General features: G+C 70.9%; 11 protein-coding genes, 1 pseudogene and 1 riboswitch. Of the genes and pseudogenes, 5 read left to right on the top strand and 7 right to left on the bottom strand.

Annotation, left to right across the window (positions count from 1 at the left end; all coding sequences use genetic code 11):
• Positions 1-183: 183 nt before the first annotated feature.
• The 4 genes and pseudogenes from CA984_RS31995 to CA984_RS49400 all read left to right on the top strand — a co-directional run.
• Positions 184-1,545: a purine-cytosine permease family protein gene (locus tag CA984_RS31995; RefSeq protein WP_086577201.1), complete on the top strand. Its 1,362-nt coding sequence runs from the start codon at positions 184-186 to the stop codon at positions 1,543-1,545.
• A gap of 46 nt (positions 1,546-1,591) precedes the next feature.
• Entirely contained in the window at positions 1,592-3,340 is a 1,749-nt protein-coding gene (locus tag CA984_RS32000) for an adenine deaminase C-terminal domain-containing protein (RefSeq protein WP_086577202.1), read from the top strand.
• Between the two features lie 2 nt (positions 3,341-3,342).
• Entirely contained in the window at positions 3,343-4,344 is a 1,002-nt protein-coding gene (locus tag CA984_RS32005; protein WP_086577203.1) for an adenosine deaminase, read from the top strand.
• A gap of 60 nt (positions 4,345-4,404) precedes the next feature.
• Positions 4,405-4,647, top strand: a pseudogene (locus CA984_RS49400) (PEP-utilizing enzyme); the annotation flags it as partial.
• Between the two features lie 140 nt (positions 4,648-4,787).
• On the opposite strand, the gene CA984_RS32015 reads toward CA984_RS49400, so the two are convergent.
• On the bottom strand, positions 4,788-6,386 hold the full coding sequence (locus tag CA984_RS32015) for an MFS transporter (RefSeq protein ID WP_086577204.1): 1,599 nt from the start codon (positions 6,384-6,386) through the stop codon (positions 4,788-4,790).
• Positions 6,387-6,593: 207 nt separating this feature from the next.
• Between CA984_RS32015 and CA984_RS32020 the strand changes: the two genes are divergently transcribed.
• On the top strand, positions 6,594-7,427 hold the full coding sequence (locus CA984_RS32020; protein ID WP_207621122.1) for a TetR/AcrR family transcriptional regulator: 834 nt from the start codon (positions 6,594-6,596) through the stop codon (positions 7,425-7,427).
• Between the two features lie 128 nt (positions 7,428-7,555).
• Here the strand turns inward: CA984_RS32020 and CA984_RS32025 are convergent, their stop codons facing one another.
• From CA984_RS32025 to dapB, 6 genes are all read right to left on the bottom strand, one after another.
• The gene (locus tag CA984_RS32025; RefSeq protein ID WP_086577205.1) at positions 7,556-9,100 is read right to left on the bottom strand and encodes a PucR family transcriptional regulator; all 1,545 of its coding nucleotides are present in this window, start codon (positions 9,098-9,100) and stop codon (positions 7,556-7,558) included.
• A gap of 20 nt (positions 9,101-9,120) precedes the next feature.
• Complete coding sequence (gene tenA / locus CA984_RS32030) at positions 9,121-9,786, bottom strand: thiaminase II (protein WP_086577206.1); 666 nt, start codon at positions 9,784-9,786, stop codon at positions 9,121-9,123.
• Between the two features lie 135 nt (positions 9,787-9,921).
• Entirely contained in the window at positions 9,922-13,662 is a 3,741-nt protein-coding gene (gene metH, locus CA984_RS32035; RefSeq protein WP_242676289.1) for a methionine synthase, read from the bottom strand.
• A gap of 14 nt (positions 13,663-13,676) precedes the next feature.
• Positions 13,677-13,765, bottom strand: a riboswitch (S-adenosyl-L-homocysteine riboswitch).
• Between the two features lie 159 nt (positions 13,766-13,924).
• Complete coding sequence (locus CA984_RS32040; RefSeq protein ID WP_086577207.1) at positions 13,925-14,440, bottom strand: GNAT family N-acetyltransferase; 516 nt, start codon at positions 14,438-14,440, stop codon at positions 13,925-13,927.
• Positions 14,441-14,511: 71 nt separating this feature from the next.
• Positions 14,512-16,452: an acyltransferase family protein gene (locus tag CA984_RS32045; protein ID WP_086577208.1), complete on the bottom strand. Its 1,941-nt coding sequence runs from the start codon at positions 16,450-16,452 to the stop codon at positions 14,512-14,514.
• Between the two features lie 151 nt (positions 16,453-16,603).
• The gene (dapB, locus tag CA984_RS32050) at positions 16,604-17,341 is read right to left on the bottom strand and encodes a 4-hydroxy-tetrahydrodipicolinate reductase (RefSeq protein WP_086577209.1); all 738 of its coding nucleotides are present in this window, start codon (positions 17,339-17,341) and stop codon (positions 16,604-16,606) included.
• Between the last annotated feature and the right edge of the window lie 63 nt (positions 17,342-17,404).

Below are 17,404 nucleotides of genomic sequence, written 5' to 3' on the forward strand. Positions count from 1 at the left end.
CTCCGGCGCCGGCCCCGCGCCCTCAGCCCCGCGGCGACGGCCCCGTCCCCTGGCCCGGTGGAACGATCACCTTGGAGACGGCTACAGGCGGCGTCTCCCAGGCTCGTGCTCTTCGACAACAGGGTCACCCCCTCCCCTTTGGTTCACTGAACGTGAATGTTCCATGACAAAGTTGGAGGCTCCGTGGCCGTCGAGCAACGCGGGATCGAGCTGGTCTCGCCGTCGGAGAGGTACGGCCGGCCGCGTGATCTGCTCTTCCTCTGGAGCGGCACCACGCTCGGCATCTTCACCCTGGTCTACGGCACGGTCGTCGTCTCCCTGGGGCTGAGCTTCCCGCAGGCCGTCCTGGCCATCGTCATCGGCAACCTGCTGGCCTTCCCGCTGGTCGGCCTGACCAGCCTGCAGGGCCCGGCGGTCGGCACCTCCACCATGGCGGTCTCCCGGGCCGCGTTCGGCCCCAAGGGCGCCCGGGTGCTCAGCTTCTTCGGCTGGATCAACATGGTCGGCTTCGAGGCCGGCGGCATGGTTCTGATCACCTTCGCCTCACTGGCCCTGCTCGACCAGGCCGGCGTCACCGGCCAGAGCGCCGGCCTGAAGATCGCCGTGATCGTCGTCGCGGCACTGATCCAGCTCGTGCTGCCGCTGATCGGGCACGCCGCCGTCATGAAGGCGCAGAAGTACTTCACCTGGGTGTTCGTCGCGATGTTCGCCGTCATGGGCGTGCTCATCGGGCCGAAGGTGCAGATCGCCTCCTCCGGCGGCGCCGACTTCGCCACGTTCACCATCGCCGTGGCGCTGGTGATGTCGGCCGGCGGGCTGTCATGGGCGCCGCTGGGCAGCGACTACTCGCGCTACCTGCCGGCGAGCTCCAGCAGGAAGGCTGTCTTCGGCTACGCGATGTTCGGCGGGCTCGTGCCGTACATCCTGCTGATGACGCTCGGCGCGGCCGTCGCGACCGTGGTCAAGGACGCGGGCGACCCCATCTCCGGCCTGCCCGGCGCGCTGCCGTCCTGGTTCGTGGTGCCCTACCTGCTGCTGGCGATCGTCACGCTGTTCGCGGTCAACACCACCGACCTCTACTCCTCCGGCCTGAACCTGCAGGCCTCCGGGATCAGGCTGAGCCGGTCCGTCGCGGTCGTGCTCGACCTGGTGATCTGTGTCGCGATCACCTGCGTGGCGGTGTTCTCCGACTCCTTCAACACCATGCTCAACACCTTCCTCGGCCTGCTGATCCTCTGGCTGGCCCCCTGGGCGGGCATCTACCTGACCGACTGGCTGCGGCGCAGGGGCCGCTACGACGCCGAGGGCCTGTTCTCCGACGGCGGGCCGTACCACGGCAGCGGCGGCATCCGCTGGAACGGCATCATCGCGCAGGTCGCGGGCATGATCGCGGCGGCGCTCTGGATCAACTCCACGGCCTTCACCGGGCCGCTCTCCGAGGCCACCGGCGGCTCCGACTTCAGCATCTTCGCGGGCTTCCTCGTGGCGGGCCTGGTGTACGCCGCGCTCGACCGCCGCCCCGTTCCCGTCCCCGTCCCCGCCTGACCCGAGCCGCACGCCCCGTCCCGACCCGAAAGGCACCACCGCGAAAATGGTCGACCGCATCCTGCTCGACGTCGCCTACGGACGGCGTCCCGCCGACACGATCATCACCAACGGCACCCTCGTCAACGTGCTGACCGGCGAGACCTACCCCGCCGAGATCGGCATCAGCGGCACCCGCATCGCCGTCGTCGGCCCCGACCTGCCCCGGGGCCCGGAGACGGCGGTCATCGACGCCGGAGGCGGCTACCTCGTCCCCGGCCTGATCGACGGCCACCTGCACATCGAGTGCAGCAAGCTCTCCGTGACGAGCTTCGCCGACCTGGTCGTCCCCTACGGCACCACCAGCGTCGTCTCCGGCCTGGACCAGATCCTCGTGGTGGACGGCCTGCCCGGCGTCCGGGGCTTCCTGGACGAGGCCGCCCGGACCGGCATGCGCGTCTGGTGGGGCGCGCCCGCCAAGGCCCCCTACACGGTCCCCGAGTCGACCGTCGGGCACACCTTCGGCCCGGCCGAGCACCTGCTGGCGCACGAGTGGCCCGAGTGCGTCGGCATCTGGGAGACCGTCCAGGAGTTCGTCGAGCACGGCGACGAGGCCGTCATGGAGGCGCTCGACCTGGCCGCGAAGCACCGGCTGCCGGTCTTCGGCTGCGCCCCGCTGTCGGATCCGCGCCGCATCAGCGGCCTGGCGGCGGCCGGGATCCGCCTGGACCACGAGTCCTACTCCGCCGAGGAGACGCTGGAGAAGCTCCGCCGAGGCATCTACGCCATCGTGCGCGAGTCGAGCGTCGCCCACTTCCTGGAGGAGAACATCAAGGTCGTCTCCCAGGTCGGCGCGCGCCGGGTGGCCTTCTGCACCGACGACGTGCACGCCGCCGACGTGCTCGCCGGGGGCCACATGGACAAGCTGGTCCGGATGGCGGTCAAGGCCGGCGTGGACCCGGTGACCGCCATCCAGATGGCCACCGTCAACTGCGCCGAGATGTACCGGATCGACCACCTGGTCGGCAGCATCGCGCCGGGCCGGTTCGCCGACGTGCTGATCGTGGACGACCTGGCGGACTTCCGGGTGCGCGAGGTCGTGGCCGGCGGCGCGCTGGTCGCCAGGGACAACGCGATGATCACCCCTTCCGCGCCGCCCGCCCGGGGCGAGGTCCGGCCCTTCCCCGTCCCCGAGCTGACCGCCGGGGACATCGTGCTCCGCGCCCCCGAGGGGGCCACGACGGTCACCGCGCTGTCGATGAGGATGTCTCCGGAGCAGGTCTTCGTCCGCAAGCGGCACGACGTCACGCTCCCGGTCACCGGCGGGATCGTGGAGCCGTCGGTGGAACAGGACGCGCTCTACATCACGGTCGTCGAGCGGTACGGCAAGACCTCCAACAGGCCGGTCGCCCTGGTCAACGGCTTCGGCATCACCAGGGGCGCGATCGCGACCAGCGCCGCGCCCGACGACAACAACATCATCTGCGTCGGCGCCTCCCGCTCGGACATGGCCCTGGCCGTCAACGAGGTCGTGCGGGCCGGCGGCGGCCAGGTCGTCGTCGTGGACGGCGAGGTCCGCCGGCTCCTGCCGCTGCCGGTCGGCGGCATCGTCTCCGACCTGCCGGCCGGGGAGATGGCCGAGGCCGAGAGCCACCTGGACGACCTGGCCCGCGAGTTGGGCTGTGCGCTGCCCTCCCCGCTGATGTACCTGTTCTTCCTGTCGATCACCGCGATCCCCGACTACGCCATCACCGACCTGGGCCTGGTCGACTGCGTCAAACTTGAGGTCATCGACCCGATTCTCTCCTGGAGCTGACAATGACGGATTTCATCGGGGGCCTGCCCAAGTGTGAGCTCCACCTGCACATCGAGGGCACCCTGGAACCGGAGCTCAAGTTCGAGCTCGCCGGACGCAACGGCATCGACCTGCCCTACGCCTCCGTCGAGGAGATCCGGGCCGCCTACTCCTTCGACGACCTGCCCTCGTTTCTGAAGATCTACTACGAGGGCATGGACGTGCTCCGCACCGAGCCCGACTTCTACGACCTGGCGATGGCCTACCTGCGCAAGGCCGCCTCGCAGAACGTCCGCTACGCGGAGATCTTCTTCGACCCGCAGGCCCACACCTCGCGCGGCGTGCCGTTCGACATCGTCATCCGCGGCCTGCGCCGGGCGCTGATCGACGCGGAGAACCAGCTCGGGATCAGGGCGCAGCTCATCATGTGCTTCCTGCGCGACTTCCAGGCGGAGTACGCCATGGCGACGCTGCTGGAGTCCCTGCCCTACCGCGAGTGGATCGTCGGCGTCGGCCTCGACTCGGACGAGAAGGGCAACCCGCCGGTCAAGTTCAAGGCCGTCTACGAGCGGGCCCGGCAGGAGGGCTACCTGCTGACGATGCACTGCGACGTCGACCAGGAGAACTCCACCGAGCACATCCGCCAGGCCATCGAGGAGATCGGCGTCAACCGCGTCGACCACGGCGTCAACGCCCTGGAGGACCCCTCGCTCGTCGAGGCGATCCGCGAGAGGGGGCTGGGCCTGACCGTGTGCCCGATCTCCAACGGCTACGTGACCGACTCGATGAAGGCCGACGCCATCCGCCGGATGCTCGACCTCGGCCTGCGCGTCACGGTCAACTCCGACGACCCCGCCTACTTCGCGGGCTACGTCCAGGAGAACCTGGTCGCCCTCGCCGACGCGCTCGATCTCTCCCGTGAGGACCTCGTCCAGCTGGAGAGGAACGCCTTCGAGATCACCTGGCTCCCCCGCCACCTGAAGGACGCCTACCTCGCCGAGCTGGACGCCTACGCCGCCGGCTGACCGCCCCGGCCGGAACCGCCGGGGCGCGCCGCCGTGCCGCCCACCGGGAGAGAAGGCCCGGTGCGGTGTCCGCATACCTTCGGCAGGCCCAGCTTCATCGGCTCGAAGAACGCCACCGGGCAGGTCCATCTCAACCCGGCGTCCTGCCCGCCGCCGTCCGGCGCCGTCGCGCTCATCGAATCGGCGGGCCCCGGCTATGACTGGGTTCTCTCGCTCAGCATCTCGGCGTTGGTGACGGCGTACGGGGGCACCAATTCCCATATGGCGATCCGCTGTGCCGAACTCGGCGTCTCCGCAGCGATCGGCATCGGGCTACAGCGGTTCGAGCGCCGGCGAGGACCAGGCGCCCGCGCCGGTCCTGGGTACCGGCACCCGGCACCGGGCCCGGCTGCGCCTGGTTCGTGCCGGGTGCCGACGCCGGTACGGCCCCACGAGATCTTTGCTCACGATGAGGTTGCCGTGGAGGGCAGGTCATCCGCCTGGTCCCGGTCGGTGTGTTCTGCTGCGGATTCCGGGGCCTCGGATCCGGGCCGGACACGTGCGTTGCGGAGCAGGGTGGCGACGAGGATGGCCGTACCCGCCGTCAGAACGACGCTGACCAGCGCGGCGATCCGCGTCTCTCGCGCGAAGGCGTCGAATGCCACGTTCCGCAGGGCTTCGGCGGTGCCCTGCGGGAGGGTCGCGGCGGTGTCGACGGCGCCGCCGAGGGTGTTCCGCGCTGCCTCCAGTTCCTTGGGTGTGAGGGCGTCGGGGGCCTTGGCCGCCAGTTCCGAACGGTAGATGACGGTGCCGATGCTGCCCAGGACCGCGATGCCCAGCGCCCCGCCGAACTCGGCCGAGGTCTCGGCCATGGCGGAGGCCATCCCGGCTCGCTCCGGTGGTGCGGCGGACAGGATCACGTCGGTGACCACGGCGGCGACTCCGCCGATGCCGATCGCGACGACCGTCATGGCGCTGACGAGGTAGACGACTCCCGAGTCGGCCTGGATCAGGGACAGCATGATGTAGCCGGCGGCCGCCACGAGCAGTCCCGCGGCCATCACGTTGGGTTTGCCGATGCGGGGTGCGATCGCGGTGGCCAGGGCGATGCCCACGGGCATCACGAGGAAGGTGGGCAGCGACCACAGGGCTGCCTCGAATGGGCTCATGCCCAGAACGAGCTGCATGAACTGCCAGTTGAACAGGGAGAAGCCGACCAGTGCGAACGTCGCCAGCGCGTCGATCAGCAGGGGCAGGTTGAACCGGCGGGTACGGAACAGCGCGATGTCGATCATCGGGTCCGCGGCCACGCGCTGGCGGCGGATGAATGCCGTCCCCACGGCGAGTCCGGCGACGCAGTATGCCAGGGAAATCCACCCGAAGCCGTGCTCCGCCATCCGTTTGACGCCGTAGATGACGCCGAGCACGGCCACGAGGGACAGGCCGGCGCCGAGCAGGTCGAAACGGCCCGGCTTGGGGTCGCGGTATTCGGGGAGCAGCAGCGGGCCGAGGACCAGCAGCAGGATCATCACGGGCACGTTGATCAGGAAGACCGATCCCCACCAGAAGTGCTCCAGCAGCAGCCCGCCGATGATGGGGCCGAGTACGGCGCCGCCCGCGAAGCCCGCCGTCCACACGCCGACCGCTGTAGCCCGCTGTCTGGCGTCGTGGAACATGTTCCGGATCAGGGCAAGGGTGGACGGCGCCAGCGATGCTCCGGCGATGCCCAGAAGTGCGCGGGCCGCGATGAGCGTTCCGGAGCTGGTCGAGTAGGCCGCCAGAATCGAGGCGGCGCCGAAGGCTGCGGCGCCTGCGAGCAACACCCGCCGCCGTCCGATCCGGTCACCGAGTGTGCCCATCGTGATGAGCAGGCCGGCGAGGAGGAAGCCGTAGGCGTCCATGATCCACAGCAGTTCGGAGCTGCTCGGCTTGAGGGCGGCCGTCAGGGACGGGAGCGCAACGAACATGACGGACATATCCATGGACGCCAGTACGCAGGGCAATACCAGGACGGCGAGCCCGACCCACTCCTTGGCTCCGGCCCTTCTGTCTTCTTCAGTCATTTCCTTTGTTCCTGAGTCGTGCCGGCCGGGTCGGAGTCAATCGCCCGGACGTGTACTTTGTACGCGGTCTGGCGTACAAGATACGCATACACGCTAACGCGATGCAACAACGTTTTGACCTGCTGCTCTACTCTCTCCATACACCTGCCCCTCCAGTGGGGTAGAGTTTCGTCACAACGTGGTGCTGTGACGAAAAGGAGTGCGGTGGTGTCGGTGCAGCTGGCTTGCGGGGCGTGCGGAAAGCCGTTGGAGCCCGGGGATCGGGGCCGGCCGAGGCGCTACTGTTCCCGGGCATGCCAGGCGAGGGCGTATCGGGCGCGCCGGGCGGAAGCGCCGGCCGGTGCCCCGGAGGGCAACGACGGTGCGCCGCATCTCACCGTTGAGCGCATCGTGCGAGCCGGGATCGTCATCGCGGACGCGGAGGGCCTCGACGCGCTGTCGATGCGCCGGGTCGCCATGGACCTCGGAGCGAGCACCATGTCCTTGTACCGGCATGTGGCATCCAAGGACGACCTGGTGGCCCTGATGGTGGAGGCCGCGATGGCCGACGTGCCCCTGCCCGACTCGGCGCCGCGGGACTGGCGTCACGGCCTCGAGCGCGCCGCCTACCGCGATTGGGACCTGTATCACCGCCACCCGTGGATCCTGCCGAAGGTCATGGTGACAACCCGCGCATACTTCAGCCCGGCTCTCGCGGCGGACAGTGAAAGCGCCTTCTCCGCATTCGACGGGCTCGACATCGAACCTGCCGACGCTTTCCGGTACATGTTCATGTTCGCCTCATACGTGCAGGGCGTGGCGCTGACCTACGTCGGCGACGTGGAGGCGGAACGGCAATCGGCAATTGCCATGAAACAGGGGACAAACGCCTCGAACCACGTACAGAGTCCGCTTTTCGAACCCGGGGCGTATCCCCGGCTCGCCCCCGCGATGCGCGCAGGCGCCGACCCCTGGGACCTCGACACCCTGTTCGCCTCAGGTCTTACCGGTGTCCTGGACGGTATCGCAGTCGATCTCGCGAGACGAGGCATCGATGCCTGAGCTTCGATCGAGCCGTATCTGCCGGTGGCGGCTACCGGGCCGCTGCCACGGCGGGTGCGTTGAAACTTCTCGCCTCAACCACATGATCCGAACTCCGAACAGCTCCCAGTGGCCCGATGAACGCCGCGCTAGCGCATCCGGAGCGCCAGCAGGAAGTCGACTCGCTCGTCCAGGGCGTTGAGCGACCGGCCGGTCAGCTCCTCGATCCGCTTCAACCGGTAGCGCAACGTGTTGACGTGGACATGGAGCCGGTCGGCGGTCGCAGCCCAGGAGCCCGACTCCTCCAGGAACGTCTCCAGCGTCTCGACCAGCTCCGTCTGGTGCGCCGTGTCGTACTCCTCCAGCCGCCCCAGCAGCCGCGTCCGGAACGAGCGCCGCAGCTCCCCCGGGATCGCGGCGATCAGTGAGCGGTGGGAGCTGACGTCGTCACCGGTGATCGCCGACACCCGGCCCTCGCCCAGCTCGGCCAGCGTGCGGGCGTGCCTGGCCTCCTCGATCAGGCTGCTCAGCGCGGCCGGTCCCGTCGTGACGCTGCTGACGCCGATCGTGATCCGGGCATCGCCCAGCCCGGCCTCCAGCGTGGCCGCCCCGGCCAGCATGTGGGAGGTCAGCTCGGCGGCGCTGTTGCCCGCCAGCGGGACCAGCGCGACGGCCTCCCCGCCCACCGCCGTCGCGACCCCCGGCGCCAGCGGGCGCAGCAGCTCGTCGAGCACGGCGACGCCCACCTCGTCCGCCCGGTCGGTCCCCTCGACCGCGAGCGCCACCGCCAGCAGGCCGTCCTCGGTCTCGATGTGCAGGGTGTGCAGCCGGGAGACCACACCCGGCAGGTTGGCGTCCCCGGAGGCGAGCAGCCCCAGAAGCTGGTCCAGCACCCGCCGTTCGATCCGCTGCGCCGCCTCCAGCCGGGAGCGCTCCAGGGCCACCAGCGCGGCCAGCTCCACGATCAGGTCCTCGTGCTCGCCGCCCGCCCGCACCTGCTCCCCGGCGTAGGCCAGGAACCAGTTGGCGATCCGGTGCGGCGCCCCCTTGCTGACCGGGAAGACCGACAGCACGGTGCCGTCGGCCCGCACCGCCGTACCGGGGAGGAAACGCGCGGACAGGAACGCGTGCGCCAGCCGCTCACCGGCCCCCTCGGGCAGCGGCTGTGAGCCCACCACGGCCCGGCCGGTCGCCGACACCACCCAGCAGGGCACGTCCAGCTCGGCCGCCACCGTGGTGACGACCTTGCTCAGGCTGCCGCCGTCCACCAGGGTGCTGGCCAGCCTTCTGCGGGAGCCGTACGGCCGGCTCGGGGCGGAGCCGAACTCGTCGATCAGGGCGCGCAGCACGTATTCGGTGAGAGCGCTGAAGGAGACCTCCACGCCGAGCGCGAGCATCGGCAGCCCCGCGTCGGCGCAGGCGTCGATGAGGTCGGCGGGCGGAACCTTGAGCGCGGTGCCGGAGCAGAGCGCGGCGACTTTGGCCTCGACCAGCGCGGCCACGAAGCGTCTGGCGGACTCGGGGCCGTCGTGCCAGGTCAGCTCGGTGAGGACGAGCTCGCCGGCCTTGAGGAAGCGGCCCGGCTCGATCAGGTCGGTGGTGGCGACGCCACGGACCCGGCGATCGAGCAGATCGTGACCGCTGAGCACCTTAAGCCCCAGGTGGTCGGCCTGGCACAGGTCCCGCAGGCGCATATCTGTAGGTTAGCCGCGGCTCAGACCGGCCAGGACTCGCGCCGCCACGCCGCGTCCCAGAACAGCCACTCGTAGCGCGCGGTGGTCAGCGCGTGCTCGCACAGTCTCGCGCGGTCGGTCTCGGGCAGCGTCGCGGCGACCTCGTCGAGCAGGTCCAGCACCCCGGCGACGGTCTCCTGGTAGTGCTCGTTGCCGTAGGTCTCGATCCACCAGGCGTAGAGCGGGTCGGGCGACGACTGCTTCAGCAGCTCCTCGCCGACCCTCGCGTAGATCCAGTAACAGGGCACGATCGCGCCCAGCGCCTCGGCGAAGGTGCCCAGATGGCAGGCGCGCAGCAGGTAGGAGCCGTAGCCGACGGTGGTGGGGGCGGCGCCCTCGCCTCGCGCGTCGCCCTCGTCCATGCCGAAAGCGGCCAGCAGCTCCACATGGAGACTGTGCTCCACCTCGACCGTGCGCGCCGCGTCCCCGGCGAACCGCTGCACCGCGGCCGGATCCGCCGCCTTCACCCCGCAGGCCGCCAGCGCCCGCGCGTAGTCGGGCAGGAAGTGCGTCTCCTGCACCACGAAGTGCCGGAAGACCTCGCGCGGCAACGTCCCGTCGGTCAGCCCGGTGAGAAACGGGTGAGCCAGGATCTCGGCGTAGACACCCTCGACGACCTGCCACAACTCATCACGGAACCGGCTCACGCCAGCGATGCTACCGGCATCGCGGCGGGCGGGCGGCGAGCACCGGCCCGCCCGCCGGCCCGCTCCGGGAGCGGGACGGCGGGCTCCTTCCGAGTACCGAAAGGGTACGGAGGCTCAGCCGCGGGTACGGAGGGCTCAGCCGGGCTCGTAGGCGAGGTTGGGACGGAGCCAGCGCTCGACCTCGGGAAGGCCGAGGCCACGCCGGAGGGCGTAGTCCTCGATCTGGTCCCTGCCGAGGCGTCCCACGGTGAAGTAGCGCGACTCCGGGTGGGCGAAGAGCAGCCCGCTGACACTGGCGGCGGGGGTCATCGCGAAGGACTCGGTCAGGGCCATGTCGAGCCGCTTGGCGTCGAGCAGGTCGAACAGGTCCTGTTTCTGGCTGTGGTCCGGGCTCGCGGGATAGCCGAGCGCGGGGCGGATGCCCCGGAAGCGCTCGGCGTGCAGGTCCTCGATCAGGGGGTCGGCGTCCGGCTCGTACCAGGCGCGCCGGGCCTGGAGGTGGATGTGCTCGGCGAACGCCTCGGCGAGGCGGTCGGCCAGGGCCTTCACCATGATCGCCCGGTAGTCGTCGTGCCGGGCCTCGAAGGCGGCGGCGAGCTCCTCGGCGCCGTGGACGGCCACGGCGAACCCGCCGATGTGATCTCCGGCCGGGGCCACGTAGTCGGCGAGACACCGGTTGGCCCGGCCTTCGGGCTTGGCCGTCTGCTGGCGCAGCATCGGCAGCCGGAGGATCCCGCGGCCGCCCGCGGCCAGCGGCCCGGCGTCGATCAGGATGTCGTCGCCCTCGGAGTGGGCGGGCCAGAAGCCGTAGGCGCCGCGGGCCTGGAAGTGGCCCTCCGCGATGATCTGGTCGAGCAGGGTGTTCGCGTCGTCGTAGAGCTCGCGGGCCACCGGCTGGTCGAGGATCGCCGGATACTTGCCCTTCAGTTCCCAGGCGAGGAAGAGGAACTGCCAGTCGATCATCCCGCGGAGGGTGGTCAGGTCCGGCTGGACCGCGCGCAGGCCGGTGAAGTCGGGGACCGGCAGGTCGTCGAACGGGACCCGCTCACGGTTCGCGCGGGCCTGCGCGAGGGTCAGCAGGGGACGCCGCTCCCTGGTCGCGTGCTGCTCGCGCAGGCGCTCCTGCTCGGCGCGGTTGCTCACCGCCAGCTTCTCGGCCCGGTCCTCGTGGAGCAGGTCCGAGACCACGCCGACGACGCGGGACGCGTCGAGCACGTGCACGGTGGTGCCGTCGTAGGCGGGGGCGATGCGGACCGCGGTGTGCTGACGTGACGTCGTGGCCCCGCCGATCAGCAGGGGCAGCTTCAGCCCGCGGCGCTGCATCTCCGCGGCGACGGTGACCATCTCGTCCAGCGACGGGGTGATCAGCCCCGAGAGCCCGACGGCGTCGGCGCCCTCGGCGATCGCGGTGTCGAGGACGACGGCGGCGGGGACCATCACACCGAGGTCGATGACCTGGTAGTTGTTGCAGCCGAGCACGACGCCCACGATGTTCTTGCCGATGTCGTGCACGTCGCCCTTGACGGTCGCGAGCACCACCTTCCCCTGGCCGCGGCCGGTGTCGACGCGCCCCTCCAACCGCGCCTGCTCCTTCTCGGCCTCCATGTAGGGCTCCAGGTAGGCGACCGAGCGCTTCATCACCCGCGCGCTCTTGACCACCTGCGGCAGGAACATCTTCCCGGCGCCGAACAGGTCGCCCACGATCTTCATGCCGTCCATGAGCGGTCCCTCGATCACGTCGAGGGGGCGGGCCGCCCGCTGCCGGGCCTCCTCGGTGTCGGCGTCGATGAAGTCGACGATGCCCTGCACGAGCGCGTACGCCAGGCGCTGCTCCACCGGCGCGTCGCGCCAGGACAGGTCCACGGTACGGCGGGTGCCGGACCCGCTCACCGTCTCGGCGAACGTGACGAGCCGGTCGGTGGCGTCGGCCCGCCGGTCGAAGATCACATCCTCGACGAGCTCCAGCAGGTCCGCGGGGATGTCCTGGTAGACCGCGAGCTGCCCCGCGTTGACGATGCCCATGTCCAGTCCGGCGCGCACGGCGTGGAAGAGGAACGCCGAGTGCATCGCCTCGCGCACGACGTCGTTGCCGCGGAAGGAGAACGAAAGATTGGAGATGCCGCCGCTGGTCCGCGCTCCCGGGCAGCGCTGCTTGATCAGCGGCAGCGCGTCGATGAACGCCTTCGCGTAGCCGTTGTGCTCGGCGATCCCGGTGGCGACGGCGAGCACGTTCGGGTCGAACACGATGGCCTCGGCGGGGAACCCGGCCCGCTGCGTGAGCAGGTCGTAGGCGCGGGCGCAGATCGCCACCTTGCGCTCGACGGTGTCGGCCTGCCCCTGCTCGTCGAAGGCCATGACGACCACTCCGGCGCCGTAGTCCCGGATGCGCCGCGCCTGCTCCAGGAACGGCTCCTCGCCCTCCTTGAGGCTGATCGAGTTGACGACGCCCCTGCCCTGCACGCACTTGAGGCCGGCCTCCAGCACGCTCCACCGCGAGCTGTCGATCATGACCGGGATGCGGGCGACCTCCGGCTCGGTCGCGATCAGGTTCAGGAACGTGGTCATGGCCTGCTCGCTGTCGAGCAGGTCGGCGTCCATGTTGACGTCGAGCAGGTTGGCTCCGCCGCGGACCTGCTCCAGCGCGACGTCGACGGCGCCCTGGTGGTCGCCCGCCTCGACCAGGCGCCGGAAGCGCGCCGAGCCGGTGACGTTGGTGCGCTCCCCGATCATGACGAACCCGGTGTCGGCGCCGATCTCGAAGGGCTCCAGACCGCTGAACCTGGTGCGCGCCGGCGGTGCCGGGACAGGGCGCGGCGGGAGGGCGGACACCGCGGCCGCGACCCGCGCGATGTGCGCGGGTGTCGTCCCGCAGCACCCGCCGACGACGTTGACCGTTCCCGACGCGGCGAACTCGCCGAGCAGCCGCGCGGTCTCGTCCGGTGTCTGGTCGTAGCCGCCGAACGCGTTCGGCAGACCGGCATTGGGATGGCAGGCGGTGTAGACGCCGGCGAGCCGTGACAGCTCGGCGACGTGCGGGCGCATCTCCTCGGCGCCCAGCGAGCAGTTCACACCGACCACCAGCGGATCGGCGTGCTCGATCGAGCTCCAGAACGCCTCGACGGTCTGCCCCGACAGGGTGCGCCCGCTCAGGTCGACGATCGTCACCGAGATCCACAGCGGCAGGTGCGGGGCGACTTCGCGGGCGGCGGCGATCGCGGCCTTCGCGTTGAGCGTGTCGAAGATCGTCTCGATCAGCAGCAGGTCGACCCCGCCGTCGGACAGCGCCTGGATCTGCTCGGCGTACGCGGCGCGGACCTCGTCGAACGACACCGCCCGGTACGCCGGGTCCTCCACGCGCGGGGACAGCGAGAGCGTGACGTTCAACGGACCGATCGAGCCGGCGACGAAACGCCCGCCCGCCTCGTCCGCGGCCTGGCGCGCCAGCTGGGCGCCCCGCAGGTTCATCTCCCGCACCAGCGACTCCAGCCCGTAGTCGGCCTGGCCGATGCCCGTCGCGGTGAAGGTGTTCGTCGTGGTGATGTCCGCGCCCGCCGCCAGGTACTGCCGGTGCACGTCGAGGACGACATCCGGCCGCGTCAGGTTCAGCAGGTCGGGGTCACCGGTCACATCGCGGGGGTGGTCCTTGAACCGCTCCCCGCGGTAGTCGTCCGCGGTGAGCGCGGCGCCCTGCAGCATCGTCCCCCAGGCGCCGTCGAGCACCACGATCCGCTGGTTCAGAAGCTCCCGCAGGGCCTGTGTCCTGCCGCCCGCCCCTGCCACCGGGTGCGCGCCGGGCGCCCCGGAGTCACCGGCGCCGGGTGTGTGCCGGACGGCACCCCGCCCGCGCTCGTCGCCGCGGTTCATGGACGTATCCACCGGACCACCTCCCGTTATGGGAGGCGCCCTTGAGAAAGGTCAAGGAGAGAGGATCAAGGCCGAGCGTGGCGGGCCTGAACCCGTTGCAGCGCCTCTCGACCTGAGAGTCAAAGATACCGGAAAGACCAGGACGGCACCAGAAACACCCCCGGGGGCGGCTCTCACAGGACGCGGCGCATCACGACCGCGGGGCCCGGCGCATCACAACCGTGGAGACATCTCACGACCGCAGCGCCCGGCGCATCACAACCGTGGGGACATCTCACGACCTCAGGGCCCGGCGCATCACGACGCGGGGCGCGAGCTCGATGCCCAGCTCCCGCTCATGGACGACCAGCGCGGCCAGCTCCGGCCCCCACTCGGCCGGATCGAGCACGTCGAAACCCCGCTGGGCATACCACGGCCCGTTCCAGGGCACGTCGCGGAACGTCGTCAGCGTCACCGCGTCCGCCCCCGCCGAGGCCGCGTGGTCGCAGACCGCCTCCAGCAGCCGCCCGCCGACGCCCCTGCGCCCGTGGTCGGGGTGGACGGCGAGCTGGTCGAGGTGGACGGCGCCGTCCACCCAGCCGATCATGGCGAAGCCGACGGGCGGGGTCCCGGCGACCAGGACCCGCGACGGGTCGTCGGTCTCCTCGATCATCGTGGTGCCCGGCGGGAAGGTGATGCCCACCGCCGCGAACACCCCGTCGGCGGCGGTCTCCACCGCCGCCAGCTCGTCCAGCTCTCCGGCCTCGGCCCAGCGGACCTCGGCCTGCGCCGAAGATCGGGTGTCTGTCATGAAACCGCAGAATACAGCGGCGCCTCCCGGACCGCCGGGATGACCCGGGCCGGCCGGCCCGCACGGCCGTCTCAGGAGCCGAGCGCCCGCCGGACCTCCTTCTCCACGGCGGGTGCCAGGCTCCGCATGAAGGTGGCGGTGATGTGTCCCTTGTCGGAGTAGACCATCAGGTCGCCGATGACCGAGCGGCAGCGTTCCGCGGGACACAGCAGGTGGTTGAAGTCGGCGAACGTCACGTTGGCCGGTGGCCGGCGGAGCCGGGCGGCCGGTGAGACCGCGGCGAGGCTGCGCCGCTCGTCGTCCACGCACGCCTCCACCCCCTTGACCTCGACGCACTCCGGGGGGTCGAAGGACATCCGCGGGGTGTCCCGGATCGCCAGGACGTCGATGCCCATCGCGCCGAGCTGCCGCCACCGCCGGACGTAGCCGGCCGGGAGCGTCTCACCCCGCTCGAAGGGGCTGGAGATCGTCGCGGTGGTGACCAGGAGGTCCGGCTTGAGCCGCCCGAGCTCCGCCATGACCCCCTTCTGCCATCTGTCACACGACGGATAGGCCTTGCCCTGGTAACGCTGCGGATCGGTGGAGAGCGCGCACGCCCCCTTCGTCAGGTTCACCACCTGCCAGCCGTTGGCGTCGGCGATCCTGTGCAGCGCCGGGAACCAGTGCGCGGCGTGCGAGTTGCCGACGAGCGCGATGGTGCGGCTCGGGTTCGCGGCGCCGTACCGGCACGTCAGCACCTCGTCGCGTTGCGTGACCTGGTTGCAGCCGTCGGCGTAGGTCTGCGGGCGGTCGCGGGCGGCCATGGCCGGGGCGGGGACGATGCCGCCCTTCTCCCCCGTCTGGTCCTCCAGCCGGACGGCCCACACGGCGGCGGTGGCCAGCACCGGCAGCAGGCACGCCAGGCCCAGCACGGCCGAGCGCGCCGTGCCGCGGGGCGTCATCCGGTCGGCCAGGTGCGTCGTGACGGCGGCGAGCGCGAACGAGACGACCAGGATGAGGGCGATGCCCTTGGCGCTCGCCGCCGTGCGGCCGGTCTCCGTGAGGTAGAAGACGAAGATCGGCCAGTGCCACAGGTACAGCGAGTAGGAGATCTTCCCCACGTACATCACCGGACGCAGGGTGAGCAGCCGGTCGGCGCCGTAGGCGCTGCCCGTCACCCCGGCAACGATGATCATCACGCCGGCTCCGGTCGGCCACAAGGCCGCGTAGCCCGGGAAGACCGTGGAGACCTGGAGCAGCAGGCCGCACGAGACCAGCGCGGCCAGGCCGATCCAGCCCAGCGCGACGCGGACCGCGCGCGACGGGCGCAGGTACGGCAACGCGACGGCGAGCATGCCGCCGAGGGCGAGCTCCCACAGCCTGGCCCCGGTGTCGAAGTAGGCCCACCGCTGGTCGGCCGCCGTCCGCAGCACCGAGTACGCGAGCGAGCCCGCGAAGACCAGGCCCATCACACCGAGGAACGCCATCCGGGGGTTCCAGCTCCGGCGCACGGCCACCAGCGCCAGCAGCGGCGGCCACAGGAGGTAGAACTGCCCCTGGATCGCCAGCGACCAGAAGTGCTGGACCGGGCTGGCCGCCGAACCGGCGGCCAGGTAGTCGACCGCCGAGGTCGCCAGGCTCCAGTTCTCGTAGTACAGCGCCGAGGCGAACACCTCGTGCAGCGTGTCGTACCACCGTGTCCGCGGGAGCCAGAGCAGCGTCCCGCCCAGCACCCCGAGCAGTACCAGCGCGGCGGGAGGCAGCAGCCGCCTCGACAGACGCGTGGCGAACGCCCCGAACTCCACGCGGCCCCGGCGCTCCACCGTGCGCAGCAGGGAACCGGTGATGAGGAAGCCGGTGAGCATGAGGAACACGTCGACGCCGCCGGAGACCCGTCGGGGCCAGATGTGATAGATCACCACCAGCAGGACGGCGACCGCCCGCAGGCCCTCGATCTCCGGGCGGCGCCCGCTCCGCGTGCCCGCCCGCGCCGGTGACGGGTCGGCGACGAGGACGTCCGCGGGAGCTGACACGCTGTATCTCCATGTTGGGCGAGGGGCGACACGGATCCGGAAGACGCCGCCGGCGGCGAATACCGGACTTTTCGGCATTGAGCGGCGCTCAGGTTACCCCTGATCGCCGCGCCCCTCCACTCGAACCCGGAGCGCCGCCGATCGCGCCCGGCTAGAGGTCGAGCAGGGGCTCCAGGCCGACGGTCAGCCCCGGGACCTCCCCGACCCGGCGCACGCCCAGCAGCACGCCCGGCGTGAACGACGAACGGCTCATGGTGTCGTGGCGGATGGTGAGGGTCTCCCCGTCACCGCCCATGAGCACCTCCTGGTGGGCGATCAGCCCGGCCAGCCGTACCGAGTGCACGTGAACGCCTTCCACCTCCGCGCCCCGGGCCCCGTCCAGCTCCGCGCTGGTCGCGTCGGGCATCGGCCCGGCCCCGGCCTTGCGCCGCGCCTCGGCGATCAGCTCCGCCGTACGGCGGGCGGTGCCGGAGGGCGCGTCGGCCTTGTTCGGGTGGTGCAGCTCGACGATCTCGACGGAGTCGAAGTAGCGGGCGGCCTGCTGGGCGAAGTGCATCATGAGCACGGCCGCGATGCCGAAGTTGGGCGCGATCAGCGCGTTCACGCCGGGGTTGTCGTCCAGCCAGCCCCTGACGGTCGCCAGGCGCCCGGCGTCGAAGCCGGTGGTGCCGACCACCGGGTGGATGCCGTGGGAGACGCACCATTCGAGGTTGCCCATGACCACGTCGGGGTGGGTGAAGTCGACCACCACCTCGGCGCCGGTGAGACCCTCGATCGGGTCGTCCTTGTCGAGGGCCGCGACCAGCTCCAGGTCGTCCGCCGCCTCGACGGCCTTGCACACTTCGATACCGACGCGCCCTCGGGCGCCGAGAACCCCAACCCTGATCACGGCCCCAAGGCTATACCGTCCGACCTCGCCGAAGCCCGCCGGCCGCGCCCCGGCGTACGTCCC

Source organism: Streptosporangium minutum (genome assembly GCF_002149035.1).
GTDB lineage: Bacteria > Actinomycetota > Actinomycetes > Streptosporangiales > Streptosporangiaceae > Streptosporangium > Streptosporangium minutum.

What these genes read in the sequence shown, in the direction of transcription:
- CA984_RS32025 (WP_086577205.1), bottom strand. Translation starts at nt 9,100, where the DNA reads ATGCGCCTGCGGGACCTGTGCCAGGCCGACCACCTGGGGCTTAAGGTG.
- CA984_RS32005 (WP_086577203.1), top strand. Translation starts at nt 3,343, where the DNA reads ATGACGGATTTCATCGGGGGCCTGCCCAAGTGTGAGCTCCACCTGCAC.
- CA984_RS32040 (WP_086577207.1), bottom strand. Translation starts at nt 14,440, where the DNA reads ATGACAGACACCCGATCTTCGGCGCAGGCCGAGGTCCGCTGGGCCGAG.
- CA984_RS32000 (WP_086577202.1), top strand. Translation starts at nt 1,592, where the DNA reads ATGGTCGACCGCATCCTGCTCGACGTCGCCTACGGACGGCGTCCCGCC.
- CA984_RS32015 (WP_086577204.1), bottom strand. Translation starts at nt 6,386, where the DNA reads ATGACTGAAGAAGACAGAAGGGCCGGAGCCAAGGAGTGGGTCGGGCTC.